This window comes from Micromonospora echinospora (genome assembly GCF_900091495.1).
GTDB classification, from domain to species: Bacteria; Actinomycetota; Actinomycetes; order Mycobacteriales; family Micromonosporaceae; genus Micromonospora; species Micromonospora echinospora.
On the sequence record NZ_LT607413.1, the window covers coordinates 1,416,727 to 1,442,641 of the forward strand.

The window sequence follows — 25,915 nt, forward strand, 5'->3', positions numbered from 1 at the left end:
ACTCGACCACGACCCGGATCGGAGGGTCCGGCACCACGCCGCGCTACGCCCGGACGCACCCACAGCCGTGCTGGAAGACTTCGTCCGTACCTTCGGCGACGAAGACAAGCGTCTACCAGCCCAGGTCGACCACCCCAACTTTCCTCGCGCAAGGCTGCGCACCTTCATCGACGGGACCGAGCCAGCAGTACGGCGCGTCGCGCTCAGGGACCTCGACCTGCCGGGTCACCTGCTCGCCCGGCTTGTGGCCGACCCGGACGTCTACGTGCGCCGGGCGGCTGCCTACCACCGTGGTGTGGACGGGGCCGGGCTGATCGACACGCTCCTCGGCGACGAGGACGCCGAGGTCGCAACACCGCCGCCAACTCCGCTCTGCCAGCCTGGCAGATGTACCGAGTCCTGGACGATGCCGGACTGTAGCCCGCACGGCCCGCCCACCGGGTCACGGCTGTCACCCGGCCATATCACCGGCATCAACACGAAAGACCGTCCCCGGCATAATGAGCAGCACCAACCAGGCCAGGAAGTCCCATGCCACGCCGGCCGCCTGCCGCTGTCCGACGTAGTCTCCGCCGACACCACCGTCGACGGCCGCAATTCCGCCCGAACGTGCCAGGGCTGTCAGGCTCCGCGATGGGTGCGCTGGGGAAGGTCGATCGACACTTCGGCTGGCCGGACGGCTGGGCCGCTGGAGCGGTGCTCCAGTGGATTGGTCCGCTCCGTCGAACCCGCCACGCTGACACGGTTCCCTGGCATGACGGGTGTGCCGACTGGCGCGCGGACTGGCTACATCCCCGCACGACCATCGAGATCGCCCTGGGCCGGCTGCCGAACCGCGTTCGCCGAAATCTCCGGCAGGTCGTCAGCCGCGCTGACCAGACCTGGCAGGCCCAGACACTTCCCAACCCGTTCAGCACGACCGACCTACCCTGGTGGTTGCGAGGAATCGAGTAGGCGGGCACGGTCGGCGTCTCTGCGTCAGCAGGACGCGCCAAGGCGTCGGCTGCTGTAGAAGCAGCTTGATCAAGGCACCACCGGCGGGTTTGGCGGATGGACTGCCCGCACCTTTTTCTTGACACTCTCCGGTGGAACGACAGCGTTGAACAACGTGCTGTTCTCGTGATCAAAGAGCTCGGTCAACTCAGCAAGAACAGAGGCGGTCTCATCGAGCGCGGCCCGTTGAGCGTCGGGTGATCCGCTCTGGAGGATCTGCAACATGGCCACCTCCCACTGCGCAACCATACCGGCCAAAATGAACTCCTGCGATCGGTACAGTCGCCAGTTCGTATCCCAGGAGTAGAAGTTCCGAAGGCCAGCAGCTATAGCAACCACCACACTGACCACCGCGAGGAAGACGTAGTTTGCACGTTCATCTCGCATGATCGGAACGACGAACAACAGGGGCAGCGTGATACTCAGAACAATCTCGATCGCGCCAATTACTTTGAACCAGACAACGTGCAAGCTTGCGAGCCGCCGGTAGCGCCTCCGGCGCAGGGTAAGGAACTTGTCGATCAGCTCAGCACCGGCCGGAAAGGAATCTGTGATCTCTGGAGACCACTGGTAGGAGCGCTGCAGTGCTTTCCGCGAAACTCCCAGCATCGAGCCCGCCCTCACGTCCAGACAATCGAAGCAGCCCATCCTTGTTCTCGGCACGTGACTTGCGCCACCACTCTGTCAGATAATCGACTCGAAGCCGCAGAATCAGTTCGACACCTGGAAGCGCCGCTGCTGCACAAGATCGAAAAGGCCGTCTCCGGCTAGCGGAAACGGCCTTTGAACTGGGTGGAGCTGAGGGGATTCGAGCCCCTAATGCCGAACGCCGTCGATAGATCGCCCCGAATCGGACAGATCCGGCCCGTGACCAGGGCGGCGACCCCCAACGCCTCTTCACGCCTTACAGGGGTTTCCGGTCTCAGTTGTGCTGGATCTGCGCCCGATGATCATGCTGTCAGCATCGATAACCACGGCCGCCCTGGGTGCCTTCACTCGCGTTTGTGACGGCTGATCATGTTCAGAAGGGTCGCGTGGGTGGCTTCGTCGGCGGCGGCGATCAGTCCGCCAACGCCGGTGTGCAATGGCTGTCCGTGGATTCCTGTGACGATGCATCCTGCAGCTTGGCAGAGCGCGATCCCTGCGGCGAAATGCACGCTGTCGCGTAAATCGCCGGCGGTGAGGTAGGCAGCGCGGCGTCCGGCGGCCACCCATGCCACGGCTAGCGTCGTGGAGAGCACGCGCGGCCGGAAGTGCTGGTTGAACTGAGCGTCTGCGAGCAGCCCGGTCGCCCGGAGCGTTGGCGTGTCAGGTAACGGATCGAGGTTGATGTCGACTAGCCGGGTCTTGGCCGAGGGCGTCAGCTTTTCATCGTCGCCGTTGCGGCGTAGGTATGCCTGCTGTCGATCGGTCCAGAACACTTCGCCGGTGAATGGGTCAGCGGTGGCCCCGGTCGTGATCGCGGACTTGATGCGTAAGGCGACGTTGACAGCCACCATGGTGGTGTGCGCGGCATAGTTGAGGGTTCCGCAGAGCGGGTCGACCAGCCAGGTGCGTTCGCCATGTGTGACTCCGGTGTGCCCGGTCTCCTCACCCAGCACCGCGTCACCGGGTCGAGCGGTGCGCAGAAGGTCAAGAATGGCTCTTTCCGCAGCGAGATCGACTTCGGTGGCGAAGTCGCCAGGGGCCTTGGCGTAGTGGGTCAGTGGGCTGCCAAATTCTGCCTGAACTACCGCAGCACCAGCTTGTGCCGCAGCAATGGCAAGGTCATGATCCGCGATAGACACGCAGGGAGAGTAACGGCCTGCCACGAGACGATTCCCGCCATTCGGGCGGTGGCTTTGCTCATACTCCGGCACGCGAGAATCAAGCCCAAGCCTTGACACCGGCTTCGACACATGCCCCAGCAGTGCCCGGTGTCGGAGTCGGCTTTGTCTCGGACCCGGCCCCCGGCGGACACCGCCGCAGTGACCGCCTTTGACCTGACCGTGACGGCTATGGCGGTCTCGCTGTTGTTCACCGACGAACAGGGCAAGCCGATTCATGATCAGCGTTGGTCGGACCTTTGGTGTGGTTGGCGGAGGGCGGCGGGGTGGCCCGAGGAAGGCACCTTTCACTCTCTGCTGCACTACTTCGCTACTCGTCTGATCACCTCGGGTGCTGACCCGACCGACGTGCAGAACGCCCTACCCCACTCCAGCTTGCGGATCATGCTGGAGACGTACGTGCACTGGCGGCCGAAGAAGAACCGGCGTCGCAACATCGTCAGCACGGCACTTCGGGAGGCTGCGGGTAGCCGCTCTGCGGTGAGGCTTCCGGGCCGAGTTGTGCCGGATCTGCGCCCAAATGATCAATGACCAGCGTTTCCGCTGGCCATTGATGGTGTTGGTGGAGCTGAGGGGATTTGAACCCCTGACCCCCTCGATGCGAACGAGGTGCGCTACCGGTCTGCGCCACAGCCCCTCCACCGGCGAACCGGCTTCGGTCCCACCCGGCATTCACCGGGCGGGCCGGCGACAAGGCTAACAGGTTCCCCGCCCCGAGAGCGAATCGCCCCACCCCTCTCAGCCGGGAGCGTGGTGGGAAACGGCCCCCAGAGGGGCCGGAAGCCACCACGATCCCGGACGACCACCCAGCCACGGGCCGGTGCCCCATCTGTGCGGGCAGCTCTAAAGGGCCGACTACCCGACCACCCGCCTGGCACGGCGCGACCCGCCGGAGGGCCGACGCGACAGGACTCGACCCGCCAGGAGGCCCGACCACCCGCCGTCCACGGGTCGCCGCCCACCGGGCCACGCCCGCGTCCCGGCCGAGCAGCCCTCAGCGGCGGGACTGGTAGGGGCGGCCCCGCAGGCCACCGCTGCGACGGTAGGAGACCGAGCCGCCTCCGCTGGCCGCCGCCGGCAGGTCGTCGGGGCGGTCCAGGCCCATGGCGGTACGCCGTACCGCCTCGCGCTGGGCCGCCAGGCGGCGCTGCTGCTCCCGGCGGGCCGCCGCGCGGCGGGCCTGCTCGCGGCGTACCTCGGCCTGTCGGGCGGCCAGCCAGGCCGCCTCCCGGGCCTGCGCCCGCCGCCGACGGCGCTCGGCCACCGCCCGCGCCCGCAGGTGGACGACGTACGCGACGAGCAGGGTGCCGGTGACCGAGACGCTGATCCAGAAGCCGGGGCCGGCGACGACCACGCCGATCAGCTCGACGAAGTTCAGCAGCAACAGCGCGGCGAGCACCCGGCGGCGGCGGTAGACCACCGGGGCGTGCTGCCGGCGTGGCGTGCGGCGGCGGGGACGTCCGGGGGCCGGGGGCACGGCGCGCAGCCGTCCGGACCGGCGGCCGGCGCCCCGGCCGGGCGTGGTGCCCGGGGGGTCGGCGGCCGGGCCGGTGGCGGGTGACGCGGCGGCCGGGCCGGCGTTCGTCGCGGAGCGGGCAGCGGCGGAGGCGGAGGTGGCCGCGGTGGTGGTGGTTCCGCCGGCGCCGTCCGGACCGAGCGTGACCACCAGGGAGCGGGACGGGTTCACCGGGCGGCGTCCGGGCACAGTACGACGCCGCCGGCGGCGCTGGAGCACCCGCGCCGTCGACTGCGCCCGCTCCGCCACCAGCCGCTCGGTGGCGTCGTACCGGCGGACGAGCGCCGGGGCGAGAGCCAGCAGGCCGGCGGCGGCGAGGACGGCGAGGAGCACCGAGGTCGGCACCCTCACCCCTCCCGTCACCGAAGTTCGGACATTCGCGCGCCGGCCGCAGGATCTTCGACCGGACATCGCCCGTTTCGCCGATCATGCGGCCACCGCAGCGCTTGCCACAGCTTGCAGTTACTTGAGGTTACGGGCGACCGAGCAGGAAGATTGTGCGCCGCGCCGGATTACCGACGGTGGGACAGATCATCCGGCGGCGGCGCGTACCCGGTGCCAGCGGGCCAGCAGGCCGCCCTCGGCGGCCACCTCCTCGCTGGTCATCGCGTAGCCGATGTGGTCGCGCCACGCACCGTCGATGTGCATGTACCGCCGGTGCAGCGCCTCCTCGCGGAAGCCGAGTTTCTCCACCACCCGGCGGGACGGCCCATTCTCCGGACGGATGTTCACCTCGACCCGGTGCAGCCCGCCGGGGCCGAAGGCGTGGTCGACGGCGAGCGCCATCGCGGTGGGAATCACCCCGCGCCCCGCCACCCGGCTGTCCACCCAGTAGCCGACGTAGCCGGAGCAGAACGCCCGCCGGACGATGTTGCCGATGTTCAGGTGCCCGACCAGGCGCTCCCGCCCGTCCTCGACCACGCAGACCGCGAACGGCATCCCCTCGCCGATCCGCGCGGACCGGCGCTGGTCACGGTGGACGTAGCGGAACGCGGCGGGCGAGTTCATCTCGTCCCAGCGACCGGGCACCGAGGACTCCCAGGGGGCCAGCCAGTCACGGTTCGCCCGGCGGACCTCCGACCAGGCTGCCGCGTCGGAGCGGCGGTACGGCCGGAGCGTCACCGGGCCGTCGGTGAGGACGACCGGCCAGCCGGGGGCGTTGCCGAACCACGTCATCGCCCGGTCCACCCTCCGTCCACGGCCACACCCGGAGGCCCACCGTCCACACCCGGAGGCCCACCGTCCACACCTGGGGGCCCACCGTCCATGCCCGGAGGCCCACCGTCCACGCTCACCGCCGACGGTCCAGCAGCAGCACGTCCACGGTGGAGCCGGCGGCGGCGGTGGTGACCCGCTCGCCGAGCACCATCAGGCCGTTCGCCTCGGCCAGTCCGGAGAGGGTGAACGGGCCGCCCGGCAGCGGCTGGACGGTGTAGCCGCCGCCGCGCCGCTCGGCCACGTGCGCGGGACGGAACTCCCGCAGCCCGCCGGGGGACGTGATGGTCTCCAGCAGGTGCGCGCGGACGCTCGGCCGAAACACCGGCTCCGCACCGGCGAGCAGGTTGATCGCGGGACGGGCCAGCACCTCGAAACCGATCATCGCGGCACCGGGTTCACCGGGCAGACAGACCACCGGCACCTCCTCGGCTCCGACCGTACCGAATCCGAGGGCCGTGCCGGGGTAGAGGGCGACCTCGGTGAAGGTGACCGGTCCGGCCCGGCCGCCCTCCCGCCGGGTGAGGATCCGGCGGACCATGTCGCCCGGCCCGGTGCCGGTGCCGCCGGTGGTGATGATCAGGTCGGCCCGCAGCGTCTGGTCCTCCAGCAGGCCGCGCAGCGCCTCCGGGTCGTCGTCGCAGATACCCACCCGGTACGCCAGCGCGCCCACCTCGGCGGCGGCGGCGGTCAGCGCGTGCGAGTTGGCGTCCACCACCTGACCGGGCTGGCTGCCCCGGCCCACGTCGACCAGTTCGTCACCGGTGGCCACGATGACCACCCGTGGGCTGGGCCGCACCACCACGTGCCCGAGGCCGGTGGCGGCGAAGACCGCGACCAGGGCCGGGGAGACGTACGTGCCGGCGCGGGCGAGCAGCGTGCCGGCGGGCAGTTCCTCCCCGGCGCGGCGGACGCCGTACCCGCGCTTGGGGACGCGGAAGATCTCGACGGCGGCCATGCCCTGGTCGGTCCACTCCACCGGGACCACCACGTCCGCGCCGGACGGCAACGGCGCGCCGGCCGCCACCGAGAAGCACGAGCCGGGGGTGAGCCGGACCGGCCGCCAACTGGCCGCGCCGAGGTCACCGACCACGTTCAGCCGGACCGTACGGCCGCTCGGCGAGCCGGCGCGGCCCGGGGCGTACCCGACGCCCCGGCCCGTGCCGGAGCCGATGTCCTCCCAGCGGGCCGCGTACCCGTCGACCGCGGCCTGGTCGAAGGCCGGGTACGAGTGCGGCGCGACGACGTCCTCGGCGAGGACGTTGCCGTACGCCTGGGTGAGGTCGAGGTCGAGCGGAGGCAGCGCGCGTAACCTGCGCAGCACACTGCCCAGGTAGTCGGCGAGCGGCGTCAACTCGTTCGCGGCCGCCTCGGCGTCGGCCGTCGCGGTCATGTACTAGGACCGCCCGACGCGTCGGAGGCCACGAACTCCCCCAGCCACTTGCGGAACTCGTCGCCCAGGTCCTCCCGTTCGCAGGCGATCTGCACGACGGTCTGGAGGTAGCCCAGGGGCATGCCCGTGTCGTAGCGGGTGCCCCGGTAGACGATGGCGTGCACCGGTGTGCCCTCGCTGCGCAGCAGCTCCATCGCGTCGGTGAGCTGGATCTCCCCGCCGCTGCCGGGCCCGGTGCGCCGGATCGCGTCGAAGATCGTGGCGGGCAGGACGTACCGGCCGAGGACGGCGAGGTTGCTCGGGGCATCCTCCGGCTTGGGCTTCTCCACCATGCCGGTGACCTTGACGACCTCGCCGACGTCGGTCAGCTCCGCCTCGGCCGGCTCCACCGAGGCGATGCCGTACCGCTTGGTCTCGGCCGGGTCGACCTCGAAGAAGGCGAGCACGATGCCGCCGGTGCGGGCCTGGAGTTCCAACATGGCCGGCAGCAGCGGCTCGGACGGCTTGACGAACTCGTCGCCGAGGAGCACCGCGAAGGGCTGGTCGCCGACGTGGGACTCGGCGTACCCGACGGCGTGGCCGAGGCCGAGCTGCTCGGGCTGCCGGCAGGTGTAGATCTCGGCCAGCTCGCTGGGGCGGCGGACGGCGGCCAGCCGCTCGGCGTCGCCCTTCTCCTCCAGCCGCGTCTCCAGGTCGGGGCGGCGGTCGAAGTGGTCGACCATCGAGGTCTTGCCCCGGCCGGTGATCAGCAGGACGTCGCCGATCCCGGCTGCGGTGGCCTCCTCGACGATGTACTGCAACACCGGCCGGTCGACCACCGGCAGCAGCTCCTTGGGCACCGCCTTCGTCGCAGGCAGGAAGCGGGTGGCCAGACCGGCGGCCGGGATGACGGCCTTGACCGCCCTCCGGCGGCCGGTCGAGGTGGGCGCCGTTGAAGGATTCGCTGGTTGCTCCGACATGTCGCGAGACTATCGGCCACGGCTCTGCCGTGGCGGGTGTGGCCCGGAAGACGCGCCGCCGTCGGCGGCGTGACGCACGCCTCCACCGGCGCCGGCGCGGGGCATCCCGTCCTCCGGCGGGACCGCCGCCGCCCGCACCGTGATCTCCTCGGCGGTGGGGCGGACCGGCACCGGGGCGACCTGGTAGGTGTCCCGGCCGGCCGCCTTCGCCGCGTACAGGGCGTCGTCGGCGGCGTCGAGCACCTGCTGCGCGGTGCTGCCGTGGTCGGGGTAGACGGCGATGCCCACCGACACGGTCACCGCGATCCGCACGGACGTGGCCGCCGGCACGCCCGAGTGCGACTCGGCCTCGAACGGGCCGTCCCGGACCACCGCCCCCAGCCGTTCCGCCACGATCGCCGCGCCCCGCGCGTCGGTCTCCGGCAGCAGCAGCACGAACTCCTCGCCGCCCTGCCGGAAGGCGAGGTCCACCTCACGGATCTCGCCGCGCACCCGGCGGGCGAACTCGACCAGCACGGCGTCGCCGACGGCGTGCCCGTACGTGTCGTTGACCTTCTTGAACAGGTCCAGGTCCAGGGCGAGGACGCTGAGCATCCGGCCGAAGCGGCTGGCCCGTTCCACTTCCCGGCGGATCGACTCGCGCAGGTAGCGGTAGTTCCAGAGCCCGGTGAGCGGGTCGGTCAGCGAGAGCCGTTGCGCCTCCTCGTGCACCCGGACGTTCTCCACCGCCACCGCCGCGTGGCCGGCGAACGTCCGCAGGGTCACCAGGTCGTGGTCGTCGAACCCGTCCGCGCCGAGCCGGTCGTAGAGGACCAGCACGCCGAGTGTGCCGGGGGCGGCCTCGCCGGTGGGAGCGGAGCGCCAGGGCACGTCGGCCGCCGCGCCGGGCGCGGCGAAGGGCACCGCCACGTACGTCCGGCCGTCCGCCCCGCCGGGCGGCCCGTCGCCGGGTTCGACCCGCCCCCGCCGGGGCTCGCCGGTGGCCGCCACCGTCCCCACGATGCCACTGCCCACCGGCACCCGCAGCGCGGTCGGCTCTCCGGTGGGTTCGTCGCCGTCCGGGCCGGTCACGCACCGCCCGACGAGGACGCCGTCCTCCTCGACCAGCAGCACCGCGCCGGACCGCGCGCCGGTCGCCGCGATCGCGCTGTGCAGGATGACCCGCAGGATGCGGTCCAGGTCGTGGGTGCTGGCGAGGGTGTCGCCGAGCACCGTGAGGTGGCCGCGCATCTGGTCCCGGCTCCGGGTCAGGGCGGCCACGTAGGACTGGGTCTCCCGGGTCATCCGGTTGAACGTGCCGGCCAGCCGGCCGATCTCGTCGGAGCTGCGCACCGGCACCCGGACGGTCAGGTCCCCCCGGGCGACCCGGTCGACGGCGTGCGCCAGCTCGGCCAGCGGTCGGGTGGTGACCCGGGCCAGCCGCGCGGCGGCGAGCACGGCGAGGAGGCCGGCGAGCAGGACCGCGGCGACCAGGGCGGCGTGCAGGCCCGGAGACTGGTCGCCGGGGACGGAGAGGACCAGGGGCAACGGCTGGCCGGGGGCCGGTCCGGCCCGGCGGACGTACCGCCCGTGCCCGGTGCCGGTGACCCGGTCGTCGCCGGCCGGGGCGGCGGCGGCCAGCACCTCGTCGCGTACCCCGGTCGCCTCGGTGGTCTGCACGATGCCGGCGTCGCCGGTGAGGGTGACCTCGACCCCGGTGACCGCGGCGAGCCGGGCCACGAAGCCGGGGTCGACGAGGTGGGCGGCGGCGACCCGGCCCAGCTCGGCTCCGGCGCGGTCGCGCAGCTCCACCTCGGCGGTGAGCGCCCGCACCGGGCCGTCGAGCCGGCGGGTGCCGGCGCAGTCCAGCCAGGGACGCTCCGGCGCGCCGGGCGTGGTGTAGACGGCCCGCCCGGTCACGTCGGTGACCAGGACGGCGGCGGCGAGTCCCCGGCTGACCACCTGGGTGGCGGCGCCCGCCCGGCCGACCGGGTCCGCGCCGGCCAGCGCGACCGCGTCGGCGGCGGCACGCAGTTGCTGGCAGAGGGCGTCGACGGAGGTCCGGACGGCCCCGACGGCCAGTCCCAGCCGTTCGGTGGAGCGCCGCTGGTCGACCGTGGCCAGGGTGGTGCCCACGAAGAACGCCCCGAGCAGGACCGGACCGAGCACCACCGTGAGGAAGGCTGCGGTCAACCGCCCGCGTAGCGTCACTCTTCCCCCGGAAGTATTACGCCCGATGCTGCGATGCTGACACAGCGGCACCGTTGGACGAGCGTTGCGTCAGGAGTGTTGCGTGACGGATTTTTCTGATGAAGCGGAAGCGGCCACCGGGACGAAGCGGCAGACCCGCGCTGACCTGCTCGCGCGCCGTCGGGCCCTGGGCGTGGCCGAGCGGGCCGCCGCCGCAGCCGCCGTCGGGGGCGTGCTGGTCGATCTGGTACGCCGGCTGCGTCCGCGCCGGATCACCGCTTACGTGCCGGTGGGCTCCGAGCCGGGCGGCGACCTGCCGGAGCTGCTGCGTGCGACGCTCCCGCCGGGGGCGGAGCTGCTGCTGCCGGTGCTCCGCGACGACCTGGACCTGGACTGGGCCGGGTACACCGGTCCGGGGGGCCTGGTCGCGGCGGGCCGGGGGATGCGGGAGCCGGCCGGCCCCCGGCTCGGGCGGGCGGCGGTGGCCGGGGCGGAGCTGGTGGTGGTGCCGGCGCTGGCGGTGGACCGGCGCGGGATCCGGCTCGGTCGGGGCGGCGGATCGTACGACCGGGCGCTGGCCCGGGTGCCCGCCGGGGCGTGGACGGTCGCCCTGTTGCACGACGGTGAACTGGTCGACCGGTTGCCCGCCGAGCCGCACGACCGGCCGGTCCGGGCGGTGGTCACGCCGACCGGCGGGCTGCGGGAGTTGACCACACCTTGACCGCCCCGGCTGGACGAACCCGGGTCGGATGACGCACCATTGGCACTCGAACAGGTCGAGTGCCAACAGGCCGTGCCAGATCCGGAGGAGAACGTGCCCACGTACCAGTACGCCTGCACCGCGTGCGGCCACCAGCTCGAGGCGGTGCAGTCCTTCTCTGACGAGCCGCTGACCGAGTGCCCGGCGTGTACGGGTCGGCTGCGCAAGATGTTCAACTCGGTCGGCATCGTCTTCAAGGGCTCCGGCTTCTACCGCACCGACTCGCGCTCCTCGGGTTCGGACTCGCTGACCGGCAGCAAGGCGGGCAAGTCCGACTCGTCGAACGGGTCGTCCGGCGGCGACTCCGGCTCGTCGTCCTCCTCGTCCTCGTCGTCCTCCTCCGGCACGACCGGCGGCAACGGCTCCGGCGGGTCGTCGGGCGGTTCCTCGGGCGGCTCGTCGGCGGCCAAGGCCCCCGCCGCCAGCTCCTCCTCCTGACCGCACCGGCGGCGGCCCTGCCATAGCAGATCCACTCCGCCGCCGGGCGTCGTCCACAGGCACGCGGGTCGTCCACAGGCGGCCCGCGTCGCCGTTTCCCACCGCCTAACCTGCTGACCCGACGCGTTCCCGCGTCGACACGGCGACGACGGGGCCGGCTCGACCGCCCCGACGCCGCCACCACCGGTGAGGGAGGCGGGCATGGGCTTCGGCCGCACGGTCGGCGAACGGTCACTACGTCCGGTCCGGTGGCCGGGCCGGCCCGGCGCGGGCCCGCTGCTGCGGGCGGGGCTCGTCGCCACGCTCCTCGGCCTGGCCGCCACCGTCCTGTACGCCCCGCCCGGCTGCGATCCGGCCCCCGGCGCGGCTCCCGCCGCGACGGCCTCCGCACCGACCGGTCCCGCCCCGGCCTCCTCCCCGGACGACGCGCCCCCGGTGGTGGCCGACGCGGGAACCGACGACCGGACCGGTGGGGCGCTTCCGCTGCCCGGCGGCACGGTCGGCGTGCCGGTACGCCTGGCCGAGCCGGCCGCCCTCGCCGTCGTCCGGCCGGGGAGCCGGGTGGACCTGCTGGCGCTGCCCGCCGCCGGACCGGCCACGACCGTCCTGCTCGCCTCCCGGGCGCTGGTCCTCGACGTGGTCGGCGCGGGTGACCTGGACGGCTCGTCCGCGCTCTACCTGGCGCTCGCGCCGCCACAGGCGGAACGGGTGGTCGGGCAACCGGAGGGCAGCCGGTTCGCGGTCATCGTGCGCGGCTGACGCGGCCCGCCCGGTCCCGGTGCGGCGGATCTCAGTCCCGGTGCGGCAGGGGCGTCAGTCCCAGTGCGGCGGGCGCTCGGCGAGCAACCGGTCGTCGTTGTCGCCGGTGGCCTCGCCCCACCCCCGGTCGGTGTCGTCGGTGGTCTGTTCGGGCAGCACCACGAAGTCGTCGCCCAGGTCGACGACGCGGTCGTCGTCGCCGGGCGGGTGCGGCCGCCGGTCCTCCGTGCTCACGAGCAGAGAGCGTAGCCGAGCGCGGGGCGACCGGCCCGGTGCCGGCCGGGTCGGGCACCGCTCCGGCCCCCACGTCGCCCCCGGCCCGGGTCACGCGGCCACCGCCACGGTCGTCTCCGCGAGCCGCGTCCCGGTGCCGCGCGCCGGCTCCCGGTAGCGTCGGACGGCGTGACGACGCCCCACGGTTCCGAGGACGACTACTGGCGTCGGCCGCCGGACGGCGAGCCCACGCCACCGCCGCCACCGCCGACGGCCACCCCGCCGGCCGGCGGCTACACCGGTCCCCCGCCCACCACCGCGCCCCCGCCGGGTTGGCGACCCCCGCTACACCTGCAGGCCCCGCCGCCGCGCCGGCTCCCACCGCAGGACGCGGACGCGCTGGACGCCGCCGAACAGCGGGCCCAGCGGGTCACCCAGGTCGTGGGAGCGGTGGTCGGGGTGGTGCTGCTGGGGGTGATCTGCCTGATCTGCTCGCGGGTGCTGTTCTGAGCGGCGCCCGACAGTAGCTCGCCCCGTCGGTCCGGGCCGCCTCGAACAGCTCCCGGGGCCACGGGTCGAGCCCGGGTGGGGGCGCCGGCCCCGGTCAGACCACGCCGTCCCAGACCGCGCGGGCACCCGTCTCGCCGGTCAGGTAGACGTAGACCGTCGCGAGCACGGCCAGGCCGACCGCCACGACCGTCAGCACCACCGGCAGCCAGGACGGCAGCGCCCGGGCGCGGGCCCGCCCGCTCGTCGCCAGCAGCAGCGCGATCGCCACGACGGCCAGCGCCACGGTGCTCCAGAGCAGCCGGTCGCCGTACGCGGCGTGGGTCTCGACCTGGGAGAGGATCTCCGGCGGGTAGCCGCCGTCCCGGAGCACTCGCTCGAACGCCTCGCCGGACTCGGTCGCCACCCAGGCGACCACCGGCGTCACCACGGCCAGCGCCGCCACCGCCCAACCGAGGCGGTCACGCCACCGGGGCAGCACCCCGTAGGCGACGGCCAGCAGCGCCAGCAACGGCACGAACACCACGACGGCGTGCACGACCAGGACGTGTCCCGGCAACCCCGCGACCTTCTCGAACACCCGCCACCTCCGATGGTTTCGCGCCCCGCCAGCGTACGTTGCGCCCGGGTTCCGCCCGGATACACGCAGGCCGCCACCACACCGGTTCAATGCCACCGACGGTGACCTGGGGCTGTGGTCCGGGCCACGTGTCCCCGGAGGCCGCTCGCCGCCCCCGGGGCGGCGTGCTGTGATGCGTTCATGTCCCGTGCCGAGGAACTGCTCAGGTCGAAGGGCCTGCGGGTCACCCGACCCCGGCTCGCCGTCCTGGACGTCCTCGCCGCCGGCGGGCACCTCGAGGTCGAGGAGATCACCCGGCGGGTCCGCGAACGGCTGGACTCGGTCTCCACCCAGGCCGTCTACGACGTGCTCGGCGCGCTCTCCCGGGCCGGCCTGTCCCGCCGGATCGAGCCGGCCGGCAGCCCCGCCCGGTTCGAGGCGCGGGCCGGGGACAACCACCACCACGTGGTCTGCCGGGGCTGCGGCGACATCGCCGACATCGACTGCGCCGTGGGCAGCGCCCCCTGCCTCGACCCGAACACCGCGCACGGCTTCGAGGTCGACGAGGCCGAGGTGACCTTCTGGGGGCTCTGCCCCGCCTGCCAGGCCCGCCGTCGCGCCGACGTCTGATCCGGCGGGGGCGCGGCCCGTCCACGGGCGTGGCACTCTTGACCGGTGGAATCCGACGACCTCGGTCTCTTCGGTCCCGACTCGGTGACCTGGAAGGTGCACGAGGAACCCGTCCTTCTCGTCGCCGGCCTCCGGGCGCTCTACCTCCAGGCCCTGCACCCCCGGGCGATGGCCGGGGTGGCACAGAACAGCAACTACCGCCGCGACTCGTGGGGACGGCTGCTGCGCACCGCCACCTACGTGGCGACCACGATCTACGGCACCACCGCCGAGGCGGAGGCGGCCGGCCGCCGGCTGCGGGCTCTGCACGCCCGGCTCCGGGCCGTCGACCCGGTCAGCGGGGAACGGTTCCGGGTCGACGAGCCGGACCTCCTCCGCTGGGTGCACGTCACCGAGGTCGAGTCGTTCGTCACCACCGCCCGACGGGCCGGGCTGTCGTTGACCGACGCCGAGGTGGACGGCTACTACACCGAGCAGCGCCGGGCGGCGGCCCTGGTCGGACTGGACCCGGACACCGTCCCCGGCACCGCCGCCGAGGTGGCGGGGTACTACCGGCGGATCCGCCCGGAGCTGCGGATGACCCGGGAGGCGGCGGAGACCGCGCTGTTCCTCACCGCCCCGCCGCTGCCCGGTGGGTTCAGCCTGCCGGTGCGGCTCGGCCTCACCCTCGGCCCGCCCCGCTGGGCCTACTTCGGCGTCGCCGGTACGGCGCTGGGCCTGCTGCCCGGCTGGGCCCGACGGCTCTACGGCGGTCTCGGGCTGCCCACCACCGCCCTCTCCGCCGAGGTGGGGCTGCGGGCGTTGCGCCTGGCGCTGGCCGCCGTGCCGCAGCGCTACCGGGAGGGCCCGCTCCAGCAGGCGGCCAAGGCCCGCGCCGCCCGGCTCGCCGCCCCGGCTCTGCCGGGCTGACGGGCCCGGCGACGCCCGCCTCCCGCCGGGTCAGTCGCCGGGGGCGGCTTCGGTGAGCCGCTCCACGGCGGACCACGGCTCCCGGCCGGGGACCTGCGCCCCGTCGGGGCAGGTCCGCCGGTAGTCGCACCAGCCGCAGTGCGTGCCGGGGAGGGCGGGGAACGCCTCGTCGGGCTCGGTCCCGTCGGCGACGGCCCGCTCGGCGGCCATGATGTCCCGGGCGGTGTCCTCGGCCCGACCGACCTGCCGGGCGAGGGACTCGGGGGTGTGCTCGTGCGCGGCGACCGTGCCGGTCGGCAGGTGGTGCAGCTCGACCCGGCGGCACGGCCGGCGGAACACCCGCTCGGCGGCGTACGCGTAGAGGGCCAGCGCCTGGGAGCCCCGGGCGTCGTCGGCGTCCTGCCCGGCGCGGCCGGTCTTGTAGTCGACGATGACCAGCTCGGGGCCGTCCGGGCCGGGGCGGGAGTCGATCCGGTCGGCGCGGCCGTTGAGCGCCAGCACGGCGGTCTTCGCCGCCACCGTCCGTTCCACCCCGACCGGCTCGTCGGCCGGGTCGAGGGTGTCGACGTACGCCTCCAGCCAGGACAGCGCCCGCCGGTAGGCGACCCGTTCCTGCTCGTCGTCGCGGTAGCCGTCGCGGACCCAGGTGCCCTTGAGCAGGGCGGCCAGCGCCTCCGGGCGACGCCGGTCGACGGGCAGGGCATACCAGTTCTTCAGGGCGGTGTGCACGCTCGCGCCGAGCGAGTTGTGTGCCCACGGCGGCCCCTTCGGCGGGGCGGGACGGTCGACGTAGGAGTAGCGGTAGCGCCGGGGACAGTCGGCGTACGCCCCGAGCTTGCTCGGCGTGCAGACGAAGAGCCGCTCCGGCATGCCGGCGAAGCCGAGCTGCTCGGGCTCACCGGCGCGGGGGCGGGGGGCACGGCCTCCGGCGGCGCGGCCGGGCCGGTCGGCTGGGGAACGTCGCACCCCGCGATCCTGCCATCCCGGTACGACAGGTCGGAAACCGGCGAGTCGGACGGGCGCCGAAGGTCGGCGGGGCCGCCGCGCCGGGCCGTCCCGGGCGGAGGGCCGGTGGACGGCGGGGGTCAGGCCAGGTCGGCGTACTGGGTCACGAAGGCGGCGATCGCGTCCGCGATGAGCTGCACGGCGATCGCGGCCAGCAGCAGACCGGCGATCCGGGTGAGCACCTCGATCCCGCCGGGTCGGAGCACCTTGACGATCCCGCCGGAGAACCGGAGCACGATCCAGACGGTGATCATCACCGCGACGATGGCCGCCGCGATGGCGCTGACGTCGGACGCGCCCTCGGCCTGCTGCACGAAGAGCATCGTCGCCACGATGGCGCCCGGGCCGGCCAGCAGCGGGGTGCCCAGCGGCACCAGGGCGATGTTCGAGGTGGACTGCTGGCTGGGGTCGTCCGCCTTGCCGGTGAGCAGTTCCAGCGCGACCAGCACCAGCAGCAGCCCACCGGCGGCCTGGAGGGCCGGCAGGTCCACGTGCAGGTAGTCGAGGAGGGTCTGCCCGGCCACCGCGAAGACCACGATCACGCCGAGGGCCAGCGCCACCGCCTGCCAGGCCGCCCGGTTTCGGTCCCGGGCCGACATCGGACCGGTGAGCGCGAGGAAGATCGGCATCATGCCCGGCGGGTCGGTGATGACCAGCAGGGTCACGAAGACCTCTCCGAACAGCTTGGCGTCCATTCGATCACCGTAGCCACGCCCCGGGCGGGCCGCAGAAGTGTCAGTCCGAAACGACCGGGTCCACCCCGGTGGCCTGCGCGACGATCCGCTCGTACGCCTGCGGGCTGGTGACGTGGGCGCCCAGCCGGACGGTCTTGTGCGTGCCGTGGAAGTCCGACGACCCGGTCACGACCAGCCCGAGCCGGTCGGCGAGGGCCCGGACGTGCTCCCGCTCGGCCGGCGAGTGGTCCTCGTGGTCGGCCTCCAGCCCGGCCAGGCCCGCCTCGGCCAGCTCGACGATCAGCTCGTCCGGCACGATCCGGCCCCGCCGGCTGGCCCGGGGGTGGGCGAAGACCGGCACCCCACCGGCCGCCCGGACCAACTCCACCGCCCGGAAGACGTCGATGTCGGGTTTGGGGACCCGGTACCGCCAGCCCAGCCACTGCGGGCCGAACGCCTCGGTGGTGGTCGCCACCAGCCCGGCCCGGATCAGCGCCGCCGCGATGTGCGGTCGGCCGATCGAGCCGCCGGCCGCCGCCGTATGGATCTCCGTCCAGTCCAGCTCGACCCCGTCGGCCCGCAGCAGCTCGACGATCCGCTGACCACGGATCTCCCGGGCGGCCCGCACCCGGGCCAGCTCGGCGGCGAGCGCCGGGGAGTCCGGATCGAAGAGGTACGCGAGCAGGTGCAGCGACACACCCGGCTGCACCCCGTTCCACAGGCAGGAGATCTCCGCGCCCCGGACGAGCGTGAGTCCCGGCGGCAGGGCCCGCAGCGCGGGCTCCCACCCGGCGGTGGTGTCGTGGTCGGTGATCGCCACCACGTCGAGTCCGGCCTCGGCGGCGGCCCGCACCAGCTCGGCCGGGGTCAGCGTGCCGTCGCTGGCGGTGGAGTGGGTGTGCAGGTCGATCCGGCGCGGGGCGGACGAGGGAGGCGGAGTCACGATCCGGACGCTACCGGCTGCGGCGACGCGGGCGACGGTCAGCGGGACGCCGCAGTGAGGCGACGACGGTCAGCGGGACGCCGCGGCGACCAGCGCGGGGCGCAGGCCCGCCGGCAGCCCCGGCACCAGGGCCGCGATGGCCCGCGCCGGGTTCCGGTCCGGCTCGAACCGCACCAGCGTCCCGTCGACCGCCGGGTACGCGGCCTCGGCCGCCGGCCACACCGCCGGACCGGCCACCGCCGGCCCCACCGGACGGGTCACCGGCTCGGCGCCGAAGGCCGTGGCGAGATCGACCAGCAGGGCGGTGGTCTCGGCGGACCGGCTGTCGGCGGCGGCGTTCACCAGCAGCCACCGCCCGTCCGGGGAGACCGATCCCGGCCCGTCCCCGATCGCGGGCACCGGGCAGCCGGTGGCCGAGACGGCCAGGGCGCGGGCCGGGTCGAGCAGGGCCAGGCACGGCCGGGGCGACGCGGTGACCCGGGCGACCAGCCGTCCGTCCGGCAGCCGGCCGTAGACGTCGAGGACCCTGCGGTCCGCGCCGGCCTGGAAGGGGCTGCCGTCGGCCCGCCAGAGGGCGAAGCCGGCCCGGTCCGGACGCACCCGCACCAGGACGTCGTCACCGACGAAACCGACCGGCGCCGCCGACTCGGGGACCGGGGTCCGCAGCCCCGGGAGCAGTTGACCGTTGACGACCGACGCGACGAGGAGTTCGGCCCCGTCCCGCCAGGCGAGACGCCGGCCGGTCGGGTCCACCGCCACCGCGTCCGCCCCGGCGAGCAGCACCCGTGAGGTGCCGTTGCCCCCCACCGCCCAGACCGTCCGTCCGGCCGCGCCGGGTGTACCGACGAACAGCCAGCCGTCCCCGGTGCGCAGTCCCCGCTCGACCGGGCCGATCCCACCGAGGTCCGTTCCCCGGCCATCGACGACCAGGGTGGAGCCGACGACCAGCGACAGCCCCGCGAAGGCCGGCCCGTCGAGGCGCACCGACGGCACGGTCGACGTGGCGGGTGGTCCGACCGGGTCACCGAGCACCACGGTCGGGCTGGTGTAGCGCGCGCGGTCGGTGTTCAGCTGGGCCATGCCGGTGCTGACCGCCACGGTCGCGACCGCGGCCAGGGCCACCCCGGTCAGGGTCCGTCGCCGTTGCAGCCGCTCGGCGCGGCGTACCGCCTGACCGGCCGGGTCGACCGCGAGCGGCCGGGGCGTGTCGGCCTGGCGGGCCAGGGTCTCCCGCAACGCCTGCTCCAGGTCCTCCCGCGCCACACGGAATGGACGCTGCGGACCACCCTGCGGGTTGTCGAGGCGGTTCACCGATGCTCCCCGGTCGACGCGGGCAGCGGCGTGGCGAGCACCGGCGGACGGGCCGGGGACACGGGGGCCACCGGCCGGGACTCGACACCCGGGTTCCCGGGGGCGCCGGCCCCGGTGCCCGCGGCGGGTCGCGGCGCCACCGGCCGCGCCGGGGTACGCGGCACCGCGCGGGCCCGCGTCGCCGAGGCGGGCGGCCCGGCGGGTGCCCCGGTGTCGTCCGGGGTGGCCGCTCGGGCGGACAGGTCGAGGGCCTCCTCGTCGCCGAGCCGGCGGCGCAGCGTGTTCAGCGCCCGCGAGGTCTGGCTCTTCACCGTCCCGACGGAGATGCCGAGCAGTGCCGCCGTCTGCGCCTCGGAGAGGTCCTCGTAGTAGCGGAGCACCAGCACCGCCCGCTGCCGGGCCGGTAGGGCCCGCAGGTGCCGCCAGAGCAGGTCCCGGTCGAGCTGCTGCTCGATCTCGTCGGTGGCGGCCCGTTCGGGGAGCACCTCGGTGGGGCGTTCGCCGTGCCAGCGGCGTCGCCACCAGCTCGTCGAGGTGTTGACCAGCACCCGCCGGGCGTACGGCTCCACGGCGTCGATCCCGCCGTTGCGCTTCCACGCCAGGTAGGTCTTGGTCAGCGCGGTCTGGAGCAGGTCCTCGGCGGTGGCCCAGTCCCCGGCGAGCAGGTAGGCGGTCCGTAGCAGGGCGCCGGAGCGGGCCGCGACGAACTCGCGGAACTCCTCCTCCAGGCCGTCCCTGCCGGTCACCGCCCACCTCCCGCCCCTGTAGATGGCAGGCTGCCACGCCCGGAGGGCCGGGTCGACGGCAAATAGGTGCGTGTTCCTCCGATGTTCGGACGAACACCTACGCCCCGTCGTCCGCCTTCGCCTCGTCGGCCTCCTTGCCCAACCGCGCCTCGACCGCCTGCGGTTCGTACATCTCCTCGACGACACGCAGGTAGAGCTCGTTCGGGTTGGGCAGGTTCTTGATCTCGCGGAGTGCCTGGTCCTGGCCCGCGGACTCCAGCACGAAGGTGCCGTAGTTCAGGGCCCGGCCGGTCGGGGTCTGCTCGTACTTCATGTCGGTGACCCGGGCCAGCGGCATCATCGCGACCTTGCGGGTGATGATGCCGTTGACCACCATGACCCGTTTGTTGGTCAGGATGAAGCGGTCGTACCACCAGTCCGCGACCTTCCACGCGACCCAGCCCATCACCGCGAACCAGAGCAGCACGGCGATGGTGGTCAGCGGCCCGATGTTCCGGTTGGCGAGCGCCCCGGAGAGGTAGCCGAGGACGAAGGTCGCGGCCACCCCGATGAGGATCGGGGTGGTGAGGTGGATCCAGTGCCGCTTCCACTCGCCCCGGTACCGCTCGGTGGGGAAGAGGTAACGGGCCACCAGCGAGCTGGGCTCGTCCTCCAGGGGCAGCACCCGGCGCGGCGCCGAGCCGGCGGCGTCCGCCCGGAGACCGGCCAGCTCGTCGTCGGAGAAGACCGGCGGCTGGTACTCGGCCTCCGGATCGCGGACCCACGTGCGGCCGGAGCGGGCATCGTCCGGATAGGGCGGCCCGTCGACCGGGTAGCCGGCGTCGTCCGGATAGGACGAGCGCTCGCCGCGCTCCGGGCCGTAGCCCGGCGGCGGGTCGTCGTCCCGGTACCGGGGGATGGGCTCCGTGTCGCGCTCCCGGCGCTCCCGGTCGGGATCGTCGGGGTCGGGGGGCAGGCCGGAGGGGCTTCCCATCGCTGGCTAGGCGAACAGGTTGGTGAAGAAGTCGCCGAAGCCCTGCGCAATGTCCATGATGCCCCCGCCGAGCGACTTGAAGACGTCAGCGGCGGAGTTGGGCTGGAACGCGATGAAGAAAATCAAGAACGCGACTCCGGCCCAGGTGAGGACCTTCTTGACCATGACGGGCCCATCCTCTCGCGCGGTGCCGGGTCCCATACCGCAGCGGCACCCAGAGTATCAGTCAGGTGTCGTACGGTGAATACTGCGTCAGTTCTCCGGCATTCCGGGAGACTTGTCAAGCCTCGCTGCTTGATCAGGCCTTCCCGTGCAGGTACGGAGAGGGCGCACCGTACACGAGCTCGGGCGGAGTCCACTCGGTCAGGTCGTGGAGGACGACGTCTTCCGCGAGGAGGTGACCCGCGCTCGCCGGCCAGGCTATCGCATGGAGCCACATTCCCCGAGCCTCTCCGGCGTACGCGCTTCGATCCGTCGAGGAATCGACGAGCCACAGTGGAGTGGGATGGCCGCCGACCCGGATCTTCGCGGTGGCCACGTGCCCGGGATGTCCCGGGCCGGGATCGGCCAGCGCCTCGGTGAGCCGGGGCCCCGGGTCCGGACCGGGTGTGCCGGCCAGGCGGGTGCCGAGCCCCACGCCGGGCTCCTCGGCGACGAAGACCACGTCGGCGGGGCCACCGCCGAGCGGGGCGGGACCGGCGCAGGCGATCACGGTGGCCCGGACCCCGGTGCGGTCGTCGCCGGCCCAGCCCACTCCGGTCACGGTCCAGCCGGGCGGCAGCGGCCACGGGGACCAGAGGGGGACCGCCGGGGCGTCCCCGACCGGACCGGCCGTGATCCGCTCCACCACGCTCGACACGATCTCCGGACCGATGTGCTCCGGGACGTGCAACGGGGGGACCGGCCCGCAGGCCAGACAACGCGACTCGGTGTGCATCAGGTCCGGCCCCCGTACCGGTCCGCCACACCGCGGACAGCTCACCGAAACACTCATATCCACACGGTCACCCCGGATCGCCACCCCGTCAAGCGGAGCGGCCTTTTCGGTCACGTCCGGCCCCCGACCTGGTAACGGCCGGCAAAAGCACAGGTCAGCCCGGGGGCGGGCCGGCGTGCTCCCGGATCCAGGCGTGCATCGCGATGCCGCTGGCCACCCCGGCGTTGATCGACCGGGTCGAGCCGTACTGGGCGATCGAGAAGAGCTGGCCGCAGGCGGCGCGGGCCGCCTCCGAGAGGCCCGGCCCCTCCTGCCCGAAGAGCAGCACGCAGCGGCGGGGCAGCGTGGTGGTCTCCAACGGACAGGACCCGGGCAGGTTGTCGATGCCGACCACGGGCAGGCCCTGCCCGGCCGCCCAGGCGACGAACTCCTCGATCGTCTCGTGGTGCCGGACGTGCTGGTAGCGGTCGGTGACCATGGCACCGCGCCGGTTCCAGCGCCGCCGCCCGACGATGTGCACCTCGGCGGCGAGGAAGGCGTTGGCGTTGCGCACCACGGTGCCGATGTTGAAGTCGTGCTGCCAGTTCTCGATCGCCACGTGGAAGTCGTGCCGGCGGCGGTCCAGATCCTCGACCACGGCCTCCCGCCGCCAGTAGCGGTACCGGTCGACCACGTTGCGCCGGTCTCCCTCGGCGAGCAGCTCCGGGTCGTAGCGGGGGTCGTCGGGGGGATCCCCGGGCCACGGTCCCACGCCGACGTCGAGCTGGTCACCGGTCACGCTGGCACAGCGTACGGTGCCCGCCCGCCGGCTCAGCGCAGACCCAGCGCCACTCCCAGCAGGTCGAGGAGACGCTGGTCGACCGGGCTGAGCGGGGCACCACCCGGGTCCGCCCGGCAGACCCGGGCCGCGACCGACTGCACCCACTGCCGGTACGCCGCCGAGTCGGCCGGGTCGGCGCGACGGCGGAGCACCCGGGTGGCCGTCCGGCAGTCGGCGAGCAGTACCACCGGGTCGGTCGGGGCCGGTCCACGGCGTCGACGCCCCCAACCGGTCCGAGTGGGAGGAGCGGGTTCGTCGTGCCGGGCGTAGATGGTGGCGACCACCGCGCGCACCAGATCGCTGTCGAAGGCCCGTCCGGCGGCCACCGCTTCCAGTCCCGCGAGCCCGGCGGCGACGCCACGGGGCGGCCGGCCGGGGGCCGGGGCGGCGGCCACGGTCACGACCCGCCCGGGCAGCCCGGTCAGCAGGTCCCACTCGGTGGCGGAGTAGGCGGCGGTGGTCAGCGGGGCGGCGCGACGGCCGGCGGCGGGCGGCTCTCCGGCGAGGGAGTGGCTCATGGGAACCTCCGGCGCCAGCATATGCCGGCCACCGGGCGACCGGACGCCGGACCTCCCCGATGCGGCGGGAGCCGGGTGTCCGCCCGGGTCAGCGGGGTTCGGGACAGCTGGGCCGCTCCGGGTCGGCACCCACCGGGACGGACGCCGGCGCGCACTCCCGCTTGGGGACCATCGCCCGGCGGCGGAAGACGTAGACCAGGTTGCCGTCCTGCTTGCGTGCCCCGGGTCTTCACGGAGGCCACGCCACCGGTCGCAACTGCATCCGGGGCCCCTCACGTGAGGGCGACGGCGTTCGGCACAGCCTGCCTTATCGAAGGTTAAGGCAGCTCCGAAGGGGTGCGGACGCAATGAGCGGCGGGGCCCTCCCCGGCACCCGCCGCCCACGCTCTGATGGGAAAGATTCTGCCCCACGAGATGTAACACAGAACAGAGACGCAAGTCACATTTATCTTTTCGTTACAGTACGCAGAGTGACAGAGATCGACCGGAGGAGCGATCACCGCAGCTAGAATCCCCCCTTGTCAAGAGGGCGTCGATCACACGTCGAGCGACACGCTCGTCAATCTTCCTGGAAGCGCTCCCATCACCGCTTGTCACGCAAGTGCAGGCTGCAAGTGCAGATGGCACACCACCCGTTAACAGACGTGCTTCGATCTCACTGGCCAGGTGTGGAGTTTCGACACCACGCTCCCGGGAATTCGGGGTCACCCCACCTGGTTCCACCTGGCGTACGTAATCCGCGCTGATCGGAGACTGGAATGGCAACCGTTGAGCTGACCACGGCGAACTTCGACGAGGTGACCGGACAGGACGGGATCGTCCTGGTCGACTTCTGGGCGGAGTGGTGCGGCCCGTGCAAGCGGTTCGCCCCGGTCTACGAGCGCGCCTCGGAGAAGCACCCGGACATCGTCTTCGGCAAGGTCGACACCGAGGCGCAGCAGGCCCTGGGCGCGCAGTTCGACATCCGGTCGATCCCGACCATCATGGCGATCCGCGACGGGGTGATCGTCTTCGCGCAGCCCGGCGCGCTTCCCGAGTCGGCCCTGGAGAACCTGATCGAGCAGGTTCAGGCGCTCGACATGGCGGACGTTCGCAAGAAGCTGGCCGAGCACCAGCACTGACCCACCGCATCCGGCTCCGGACGGCCCGCGCCGTCCGGAGCTGTCGTGCGCCCGGGATCGGGTGCCTGCACGCGTGGTTGCAGGGCTGCGTGGTTGCGTGGTTGCAGGGGCTCCCTCCTACCGTCTGGTGACGAGGAGGGGTCCCCTGCAACCACCTGACGACACGGCCCGCCAGGGATGGACGACGGAGGGATCCCCCGCGGCCGGAACATTCCGTATCGTCACCATCCGATGGAGATTCTGACCCCGCAGGGCCGGGCGGTTCGGCTGGGCGCCACCGCGCTCGGGCTCGCGCTGCTGCTCACCGGCACCCTCGTCGGTTCCGACGACCACTTCCCGTTCGGGCCCTTCCGGATGTTCGCGACCAGCGACTCCTCCGACACACCGGCTCCGGACACCCGGGTCGAGGGGATCGACGCGACCGGCGCGCTGATCGAACTGGGACAGGACGCCACCGGCATCCGCCGCGCCGAGATCGAGGGCCAGCGGAGCCGGTACGAGGCCGACCCGGAACTGCTCCGTGAGGTCGCCGACGCCTACGCCGACCGCCATCCCGGCGCGCCCGAGGTGGTCGAGGTCCGGATCGTGGTGCGCTGGCACGGCATCGAGGGCGGGCGCCCCACCGGCCGGCACGTCGACGAGACGGTGGTCCGGTGGGAGGCGGCCCGGTGACCGCCCTCGGCCGATGGCTGACCGAGGCGGTGCCGCGCGGCCGGATCGCCGCCTTCCGCACCCTGGTCTACCTCTTCGTCGCCGGTGACCTGGTCTTCTTCACCCCCTGGGTGCGCACCCACGCCAGCGTGCCGGGTGAGCTGTACCGGCCGCTGTTCGTCAGCCGGCTGCTGCACCTGCCCACCCCCACCGAATGGCTGATCACCGGGATCTTCTGGACGCTGCTCGCGCTCGCCCTGCTGGCCGCGACCGGCCGGGCCCCCCGCCTGCTCGGCTGGTCCGTCTTCGTGCTGTACCTGCACTGGATGGTCATCGCGATGAGCTACGGCAAGGTGGACCACGACCGGTTCGGCCTGCTGGTGGCGCTCGCCGTGCTCCCCACCGCCGGACGGGCACGGCACGGCGACCCGACCCGCACCGAGGCGGGCGGCTGGGCGCTGCGGGTGACCCAGATCGCCGTGGTCTGCACGTACTTCCTCGCGGCCTGGGCGAAGCTGCGCTTCGGCGGCCTCGACTGGATGACCGGCTCGGTGCTGGCCCGCGCAATCCTCCGGCGGGGCACCGACCTGGCCGACGTGATCGCGCAGGTGCCCTACCTGCTGATCGCCGCGCAGTTCGGGATCATGGCCTTCGAGCTGCTCAGCCCGGTGGTGTTTCTCGTGCCCGACCGGTGGCGCACGACGGTGGTCGGGTTCTTCTACTCGTTCCACGCGGTCACCATGGCGACTATCACCATCTCGTTCGCGCCGCACCTGGTGGCGATGGCCAGCTTCCTGGCTCTGGAGCGGATCCGTCCCCTCGTCCTGCTGCGTCGGCTGGCCCGCCGAGGAGGCCGGACCGAGGCGGCCCCCGCGCGCACGACGGCGACCGGGCCCGACCCGGTGGTGGGCGATCCCGGTCAGGCGGTGGTGGGCGGGCCACCTGCCGGGCCGTAGAGCCGCTCCCGGGCCTCCTGCGGCAGCGAGCAGGCCGCCGTCCCGCCCGGCAGCCGGTGCCGGTTACGGGCCACCCAGCGGTACACCGGCCAGGCCACGAGGCGCACCGGCGGCAGGCGCAGCACCGCACCCGCCGCCCGCCAGGCGACGGTGCTGGTGCCGAGCAGCCGGGCGATCGCGTCCGGTCCGGCCGCGCGACCGCCGTCCGCGCCGACCCACTGCACGGCCTCCTCGCACTCGGCGGCGGTCAGGCCGAGGGGTGCCAGCTCCGCGAACTGCCAGGGCAGCACCCGGACGTCGGTCGGGATACGCCGCTCGATGAACTCCGCGCACCGGGTGCAGAACGCGCAGTCCCCGTCGTAGACGAAGGTCGACCTCTCCATGTGAACCATCCTCCCCCGGCCTCCGGGGTGC

General features: G+C 73.4%; 30 protein-coding genes and 1 tRNA gene. 10 read left to right on the forward strand and 21 right to left on the reverse strand.

Features of this window, described 5'->3' with window-relative positions; translation table 11 throughout:
• Nucleotides 1–1,023 precede the first annotated feature (1,023 nt).
• Nucleotides 1,024–1,617, reverse strand: a complete 594-nt coding sequence (locus tag GA0070618_RS06290) for a hypothetical protein (protein WP_143740487.1) — start codon at nt 1,615–1,617, stop codon at nt 1,024–1,026.
• 368 nt (nt 1,618–1,985) lie between these two features.
• Nucleotides 1,986–2,780, reverse strand: a complete 795-nt coding sequence (locus GA0070618_RS06295; protein WP_088980804.1) for an inositol monophosphatase family protein — start codon at nt 2,778–2,780, stop codon at nt 1,986–1,988.
• A gap of 180 nt (nt 2,781–2,960) precedes the next feature.
• Here GA0070618_RS06295 and GA0070618_RS06300 point away from each other — a divergent pair, with 180 nt between their 5' ends.
• On the forward strand, nt 2,961–3,350 hold the full coding sequence (locus tag GA0070618_RS06300) for a tyrosine-type recombinase/integrase (protein ID WP_231931626.1): 390 nt from the start codon (nt 2,961–2,963) through the stop codon (nt 3,348–3,350).
• Between the two features lie 29 nt (nt 3,351–3,379).
• On the opposite strand, the gene GA0070618_RS06305 is transcribed toward GA0070618_RS06300, so the two are convergent.
• The 6 genes from GA0070618_RS06305 to GA0070618_RS06330 all read right to left on the reverse strand — a co-directional run bounded on the left by GA0070618_RS06305 (nt 3,380) and on the right by GA0070618_RS06330 (nt 10,092).
• A tRNA-Ala gene (locus tag GA0070618_RS06305) sits at nt 3,380–3,456 on the reverse strand.
• A 357-nt stretch (nt 3,457–3,813) separates the two neighbouring features.
• The gene (locus GA0070618_RS06310) at nt 3,814–4,680 is read right to left on the reverse strand and encodes a hypothetical protein (RefSeq protein ID WP_088980805.1); all 867 of its coding nucleotides are present in this window, start codon (nt 4,678–4,680) and stop codon (nt 3,814–3,816) included.
• Between the two features lie 186 nt (nt 4,681–4,866).
• The gene (locus GA0070618_RS06315; RefSeq protein WP_088985321.1) at nt 4,867–5,511 is read right to left on the reverse strand and encodes a GNAT family N-acetyltransferase; all 645 of its coding nucleotides are present in this window, start codon (nt 5,509–5,511) and stop codon (nt 4,867–4,869) included.
• A gap of 115 nt (nt 5,512–5,626) precedes the next feature.
• A complete protein-coding gene (locus GA0070618_RS06320; RefSeq protein ID WP_088980806.1) occupies nt 5,627–6,943 on the reverse strand; it encodes a molybdopterin molybdotransferase MoeA in 1,317 nt (438 codons plus the stop codon).
• Nucleotides 6,940–7,902, reverse strand: coding sequence for a UTP--glucose-1-phosphate uridylyltransferase (locus GA0070618_RS06325; protein ID WP_088980807.1), 963 nt, complete (start codon nt 7,900–7,902; stop codon nt 6,940–6,942). Before GA0070618_RS06325 ends, GA0070618_RS06320 begins: the two co-directional genes overlap by 4 nt.
• Nucleotides 7,903–7,911: 9 nt before the next feature.
• Nucleotides 7,912–10,092: a GGDEF domain-containing protein gene (locus GA0070618_RS06330; RefSeq protein ID WP_172900266.1), complete on the reverse strand. Its 2,181-nt coding sequence runs from the start codon at nt 10,090–10,092 to the stop codon at nt 7,912–7,914.
• 82 nt (nt 10,093–10,174) lie between these two features.
• Between GA0070618_RS06330 and GA0070618_RS06335 the strand changes: the two genes are divergently transcribed.
• The 3 genes from GA0070618_RS06335 (at nt 10,175) to GA0070618_RS06345 (ending at nt 12,028) form a co-directional block, all read left to right on the forward strand.
• A complete protein-coding gene (locus GA0070618_RS06335; protein ID WP_088980809.1) occupies nt 10,175–10,792 on the forward strand; it encodes a 5-formyltetrahydrofolate cyclo-ligase in 618 nt (205 codons plus the stop codon).
• 93 nt (nt 10,793–10,885) lie between these two features.
• Entirely contained in the window at nt 10,886–11,269 is a 384-nt protein-coding gene (locus tag GA0070618_RS06340) for an FmdB family zinc ribbon protein (protein ID WP_088985322.1), read from the forward strand.
• Nucleotides 11,270–11,470: 201 nt separating this feature from the next.
• Complete coding sequence (locus GA0070618_RS06345; RefSeq protein WP_088980810.1) at nt 11,471–12,028, forward strand: flagellar biosynthesis protein FlgA; 558 nt, start codon at nt 11,471–11,473, stop codon at nt 12,026–12,028.
• Nucleotides 12,029–12,082: 54 nt separating this feature from the next.
• Here GA0070618_RS06345 and GA0070618_RS06350 read toward each other — a convergent pair whose 3' ends face one another.
• Nucleotides 12,083–12,262: a hypothetical protein gene (locus GA0070618_RS06350; RefSeq protein WP_088980811.1), complete on the reverse strand. Its 180-nt coding sequence runs from the start codon at nt 12,260–12,262 to the stop codon at nt 12,083–12,085.
• Nucleotides 12,263–12,430: 168 nt separating this feature from the next.
• On the opposite strand from GA0070618_RS06350, the gene GA0070618_RS06355 reads away from it, so the two are divergent.
• Nucleotides 12,431–12,751: a hypothetical protein gene (locus GA0070618_RS06355; RefSeq protein ID WP_088980812.1), complete on the forward strand. Its 321-nt coding sequence runs from the start codon at nt 12,431–12,433 to the stop codon at nt 12,749–12,751.
• Nucleotides 12,752–12,845: 94 nt separating this feature from the next.
• Here the strand turns inward: GA0070618_RS06355 and GA0070618_RS06360 are convergent, their stop codons facing one another.
• Nucleotides 12,846–13,328: a DUF2231 domain-containing protein gene (locus GA0070618_RS06360; RefSeq protein WP_088980813.1), complete on the reverse strand. Its 483-nt coding sequence runs from the start codon at nt 13,326–13,328 to the stop codon at nt 12,846–12,848.
• 180 nt (nt 13,329–13,508) lie between these two features.
• On the opposite strand from GA0070618_RS06360, the gene GA0070618_RS06365 reads away from it, so the two are divergent.
• Both GA0070618_RS06365 and GA0070618_RS06370 read left to right on the forward strand, forming a co-directional pair.
• The gene (locus tag GA0070618_RS06365) at nt 13,509–13,937 is read left to right on the forward strand and encodes a Fur family transcriptional regulator (RefSeq protein ID WP_088980814.1); all 429 of its coding nucleotides are present in this window, start codon (nt 13,509–13,511) and stop codon (nt 13,935–13,937) included.
• Nucleotides 13,938–13,982: 45 nt separating this feature from the next.
• Nucleotides 13,983–14,846 (forward strand): oxygenase MpaB family protein, encoded by an 864-nt coding sequence (locus GA0070618_RS06370; RefSeq protein ID WP_088980815.1) that lies wholly within the window; start codon nt 13,983–13,985, stop codon nt 14,844–14,846.
• A 30-nt stretch (nt 14,847–14,876) separates the two neighbouring features.
• Here GA0070618_RS06370 and GA0070618_RS06375 read toward each other — a convergent pair whose 3' ends face one another.
• From GA0070618_RS06375 to GA0070618_RS06415, 10 genes are all read right to left on the reverse strand, one after another.
• Entirely contained in the window at nt 14,877–15,716 is an 840-nt protein-coding gene (locus tag GA0070618_RS06375) for a RecB family exonuclease (RefSeq protein WP_088985323.1), read from the reverse strand.
• A 215-nt stretch (nt 15,717–15,931) separates the two neighbouring features.
• Complete coding sequence (locus tag GA0070618_RS06380) at nt 15,932–16,546, reverse strand: MarC family protein (protein ID WP_088980816.1); 615 nt, start codon at nt 16,544–16,546, stop codon at nt 15,932–15,934.
• 40 nt (nt 16,547–16,586) lie between these two features.
• Nucleotides 16,587–17,468, reverse strand: coding sequence for a PHP domain-containing protein (locus tag GA0070618_RS06385; protein ID WP_088980817.1), 882 nt, complete (start codon nt 17,466–17,468; stop codon nt 16,587–16,589).
• Between the two features lie 69 nt (nt 17,469–17,537).
• Nucleotides 17,538–18,779, reverse strand: a complete 1,242-nt coding sequence (locus GA0070618_RS06390; RefSeq protein WP_088980818.1) for a hypothetical protein — start codon at nt 18,777–18,779, stop codon at nt 17,538–17,540.
• Nucleotides 18,776–19,525, reverse strand: coding sequence for a SigE family RNA polymerase sigma factor (locus GA0070618_RS06395; protein ID WP_088980819.1), 750 nt, complete (start codon nt 19,523–19,525; stop codon nt 18,776–18,778). The genes GA0070618_RS06390 and GA0070618_RS06395 overlap by 4 nt, the downstream gene beginning before the upstream one ends.
• 97 nt (nt 19,526–19,622) lie before the next feature.
• Nucleotides 19,623–20,498 carry a PH domain-containing protein gene (locus tag GA0070618_RS06400; protein WP_088980820.1) on the reverse strand — a complete coding sequence of 292 codons (876 nt, stop codon included), beginning with the start codon at nt 20,496–20,498 and terminating at the stop codon, nt 19,623–19,625.
• A 6-nt stretch (nt 20,499–20,504) separates the two neighbouring features.
• Nucleotides 20,505–20,663 (reverse strand): hypothetical protein, encoded by a 159-nt coding sequence (locus GA0070618_RS33920; protein ID WP_170107933.1) that lies wholly within the window; start codon nt 20,661–20,663, stop codon nt 20,505–20,507.
• Nucleotides 20,664–20,796: 133 nt separating this feature from the next.
• Nucleotides 20,797–21,480, reverse strand: a complete 684-nt coding sequence (locus GA0070618_RS06405) for a DUF6758 family protein (protein ID WP_331253127.1) — start codon at nt 21,478–21,480, stop codon at nt 20,797–20,799.
• A gap of 109 nt (nt 21,481–21,589) precedes the next feature.
• Entirely contained in the window at nt 21,590–22,213 is a 624-nt protein-coding gene (locus tag GA0070618_RS06410) for a TrmH family RNA methyltransferase (RefSeq protein WP_088980822.1), read from the reverse strand.
• A 32-nt stretch (nt 22,214–22,245) separates the two neighbouring features.
• A complete protein-coding gene (locus GA0070618_RS06415; protein ID WP_172900267.1) occupies nt 22,246–22,794 on the reverse strand; it encodes a hypothetical protein in 549 nt (182 codons plus the stop codon).
• A gap of 737 nt (nt 22,795–23,531) precedes the next feature.
• Between GA0070618_RS06415 and trxA the strand changes: the two genes are divergently transcribed.
• The 3 genes from trxA (at nt 23,532) to GA0070618_RS06430 (ending at nt 25,501) form a co-directional block, all read left to right on the forward strand.
• Nucleotides 23,532–23,894, forward strand: a complete 363-nt coding sequence (gene trxA, locus GA0070618_RS06420; RefSeq protein WP_088980823.1) for a thioredoxin — start codon at nt 23,532–23,534, stop codon at nt 23,892–23,894.
• Between the two features lie 231 nt (nt 23,895–24,125).
• Nucleotides 24,126–24,566, forward strand: a complete 441-nt coding sequence (locus tag GA0070618_RS06425) for a hypothetical protein (RefSeq protein WP_088985325.1) — start codon at nt 24,126–24,128, stop codon at nt 24,564–24,566.
• Complete coding sequence (locus tag GA0070618_RS06430; RefSeq protein ID WP_143740488.1) at nt 24,563–25,501, forward strand: HTTM domain-containing protein; 939 nt, start codon at nt 24,563–24,565, stop codon at nt 25,499–25,501. The genes GA0070618_RS06425 and GA0070618_RS06430 overlap by 4 nt, the downstream gene beginning before the upstream one ends.
• Here GA0070618_RS06430 and GA0070618_RS06435 read toward each other — a convergent pair.
• A complete protein-coding gene (locus GA0070618_RS06435) occupies nt 25,465–25,884 on the reverse strand; it encodes a thiol-disulfide oxidoreductase DCC family protein (protein WP_088980824.1) in 420 nt (139 codons plus the stop codon). The two genes, GA0070618_RS06430 and GA0070618_RS06435, sit on opposite strands and share 37 nt — an antisense overlap.
• Between the last annotated feature and the right edge of the window lie 31 nt (nt 25,885–25,915).

Bases quoted from the DNA above. Each gene is read 5' to 3' on its own strand.
- GA0070618_RS06315 (WP_088985321.1), bottom strand. From the start codon at position 5,511: ATGACGTGGTTCGGCAACGCCCCCGGCTGGCCGGTCGTCCTCACCGAC.
- GA0070618_RS06320 (WP_088980806.1), bottom strand. From the start codon at position 6,943: ATGACCGCGACGGCCGACGCCGAGGCGGCCGCGAACGAGTTGACGCCG.
- GA0070618_RS06325 (WP_088980807.1), bottom strand. From the start codon at position 7,902: ATGTCGGAGCAACCAGCGAATCCTTCAACGGCGCCCACCTCGACCGGC.
- GA0070618_RS06345 (WP_088980810.1), top strand. From the start codon at position 11,471: ATGGGCTTCGGCCGCACGGTCGGCGAACGGTCACTACGTCCGGTCCGG.
- GA0070618_RS06365 (WP_088980814.1), top strand. From the start codon at position 13,509: ATGTCCCGTGCCGAGGAACTGCTCAGGTCGAAGGGCCTGCGGGTCACC.
- GA0070618_RS06375 (WP_088985323.1), bottom strand. From the start codon at position 15,716: ATGCCGGAGCGGCTCTTCGTCTGCACGCCGAGCAAGCTCGGGGCGTAC.
- GA0070618_RS06380 (WP_088980816.1), bottom strand. From the start codon at position 16,546: ATGGACGCCAAGCTGTTCGGAGAGGTCTTCGTGACCCTGCTGGTCATC.
- GA0070618_RS06400 (WP_088980820.1), bottom strand. From the start codon at position 20,498: ATGGGAAGCCCCTCCGGCCTGCCCCCCGACCCCGACGATCCCGACCGG.
- GA0070618_RS33920 (WP_170107933.1), bottom strand. From the start codon at position 20,663: ATGGTCAAGAAGGTCCTCACCTGGGCCGGAGTCGCGTTCTTGATTTTC.
- GA0070618_RS06415 (WP_172900267.1), bottom strand. From the start codon at position 22,794: ATGCTGGCGCCGGAGGTTCCCATGAGCCACTCCCTCGCCGGAGAGCCG.
- trxA (WP_088980823.1), top strand. From the start codon at position 23,532: ATGGCAACCGTTGAGCTGACCACGGCGAACTTCGACGAGGTGACCGGA.
- GA0070618_RS06425 (WP_088985325.1), top strand. From the start codon at position 24,126: ATGGAGATTCTGACCCCGCAGGGCCGGGCGGTTCGGCTGGGCGCCACC.
- GA0070618_RS06435 (WP_088980824.1), bottom strand. From the start codon at position 25,884: ATGGAGAGGTCGACCTTCGTCTACGACGGGGACTGCGCGTTCTGCACC.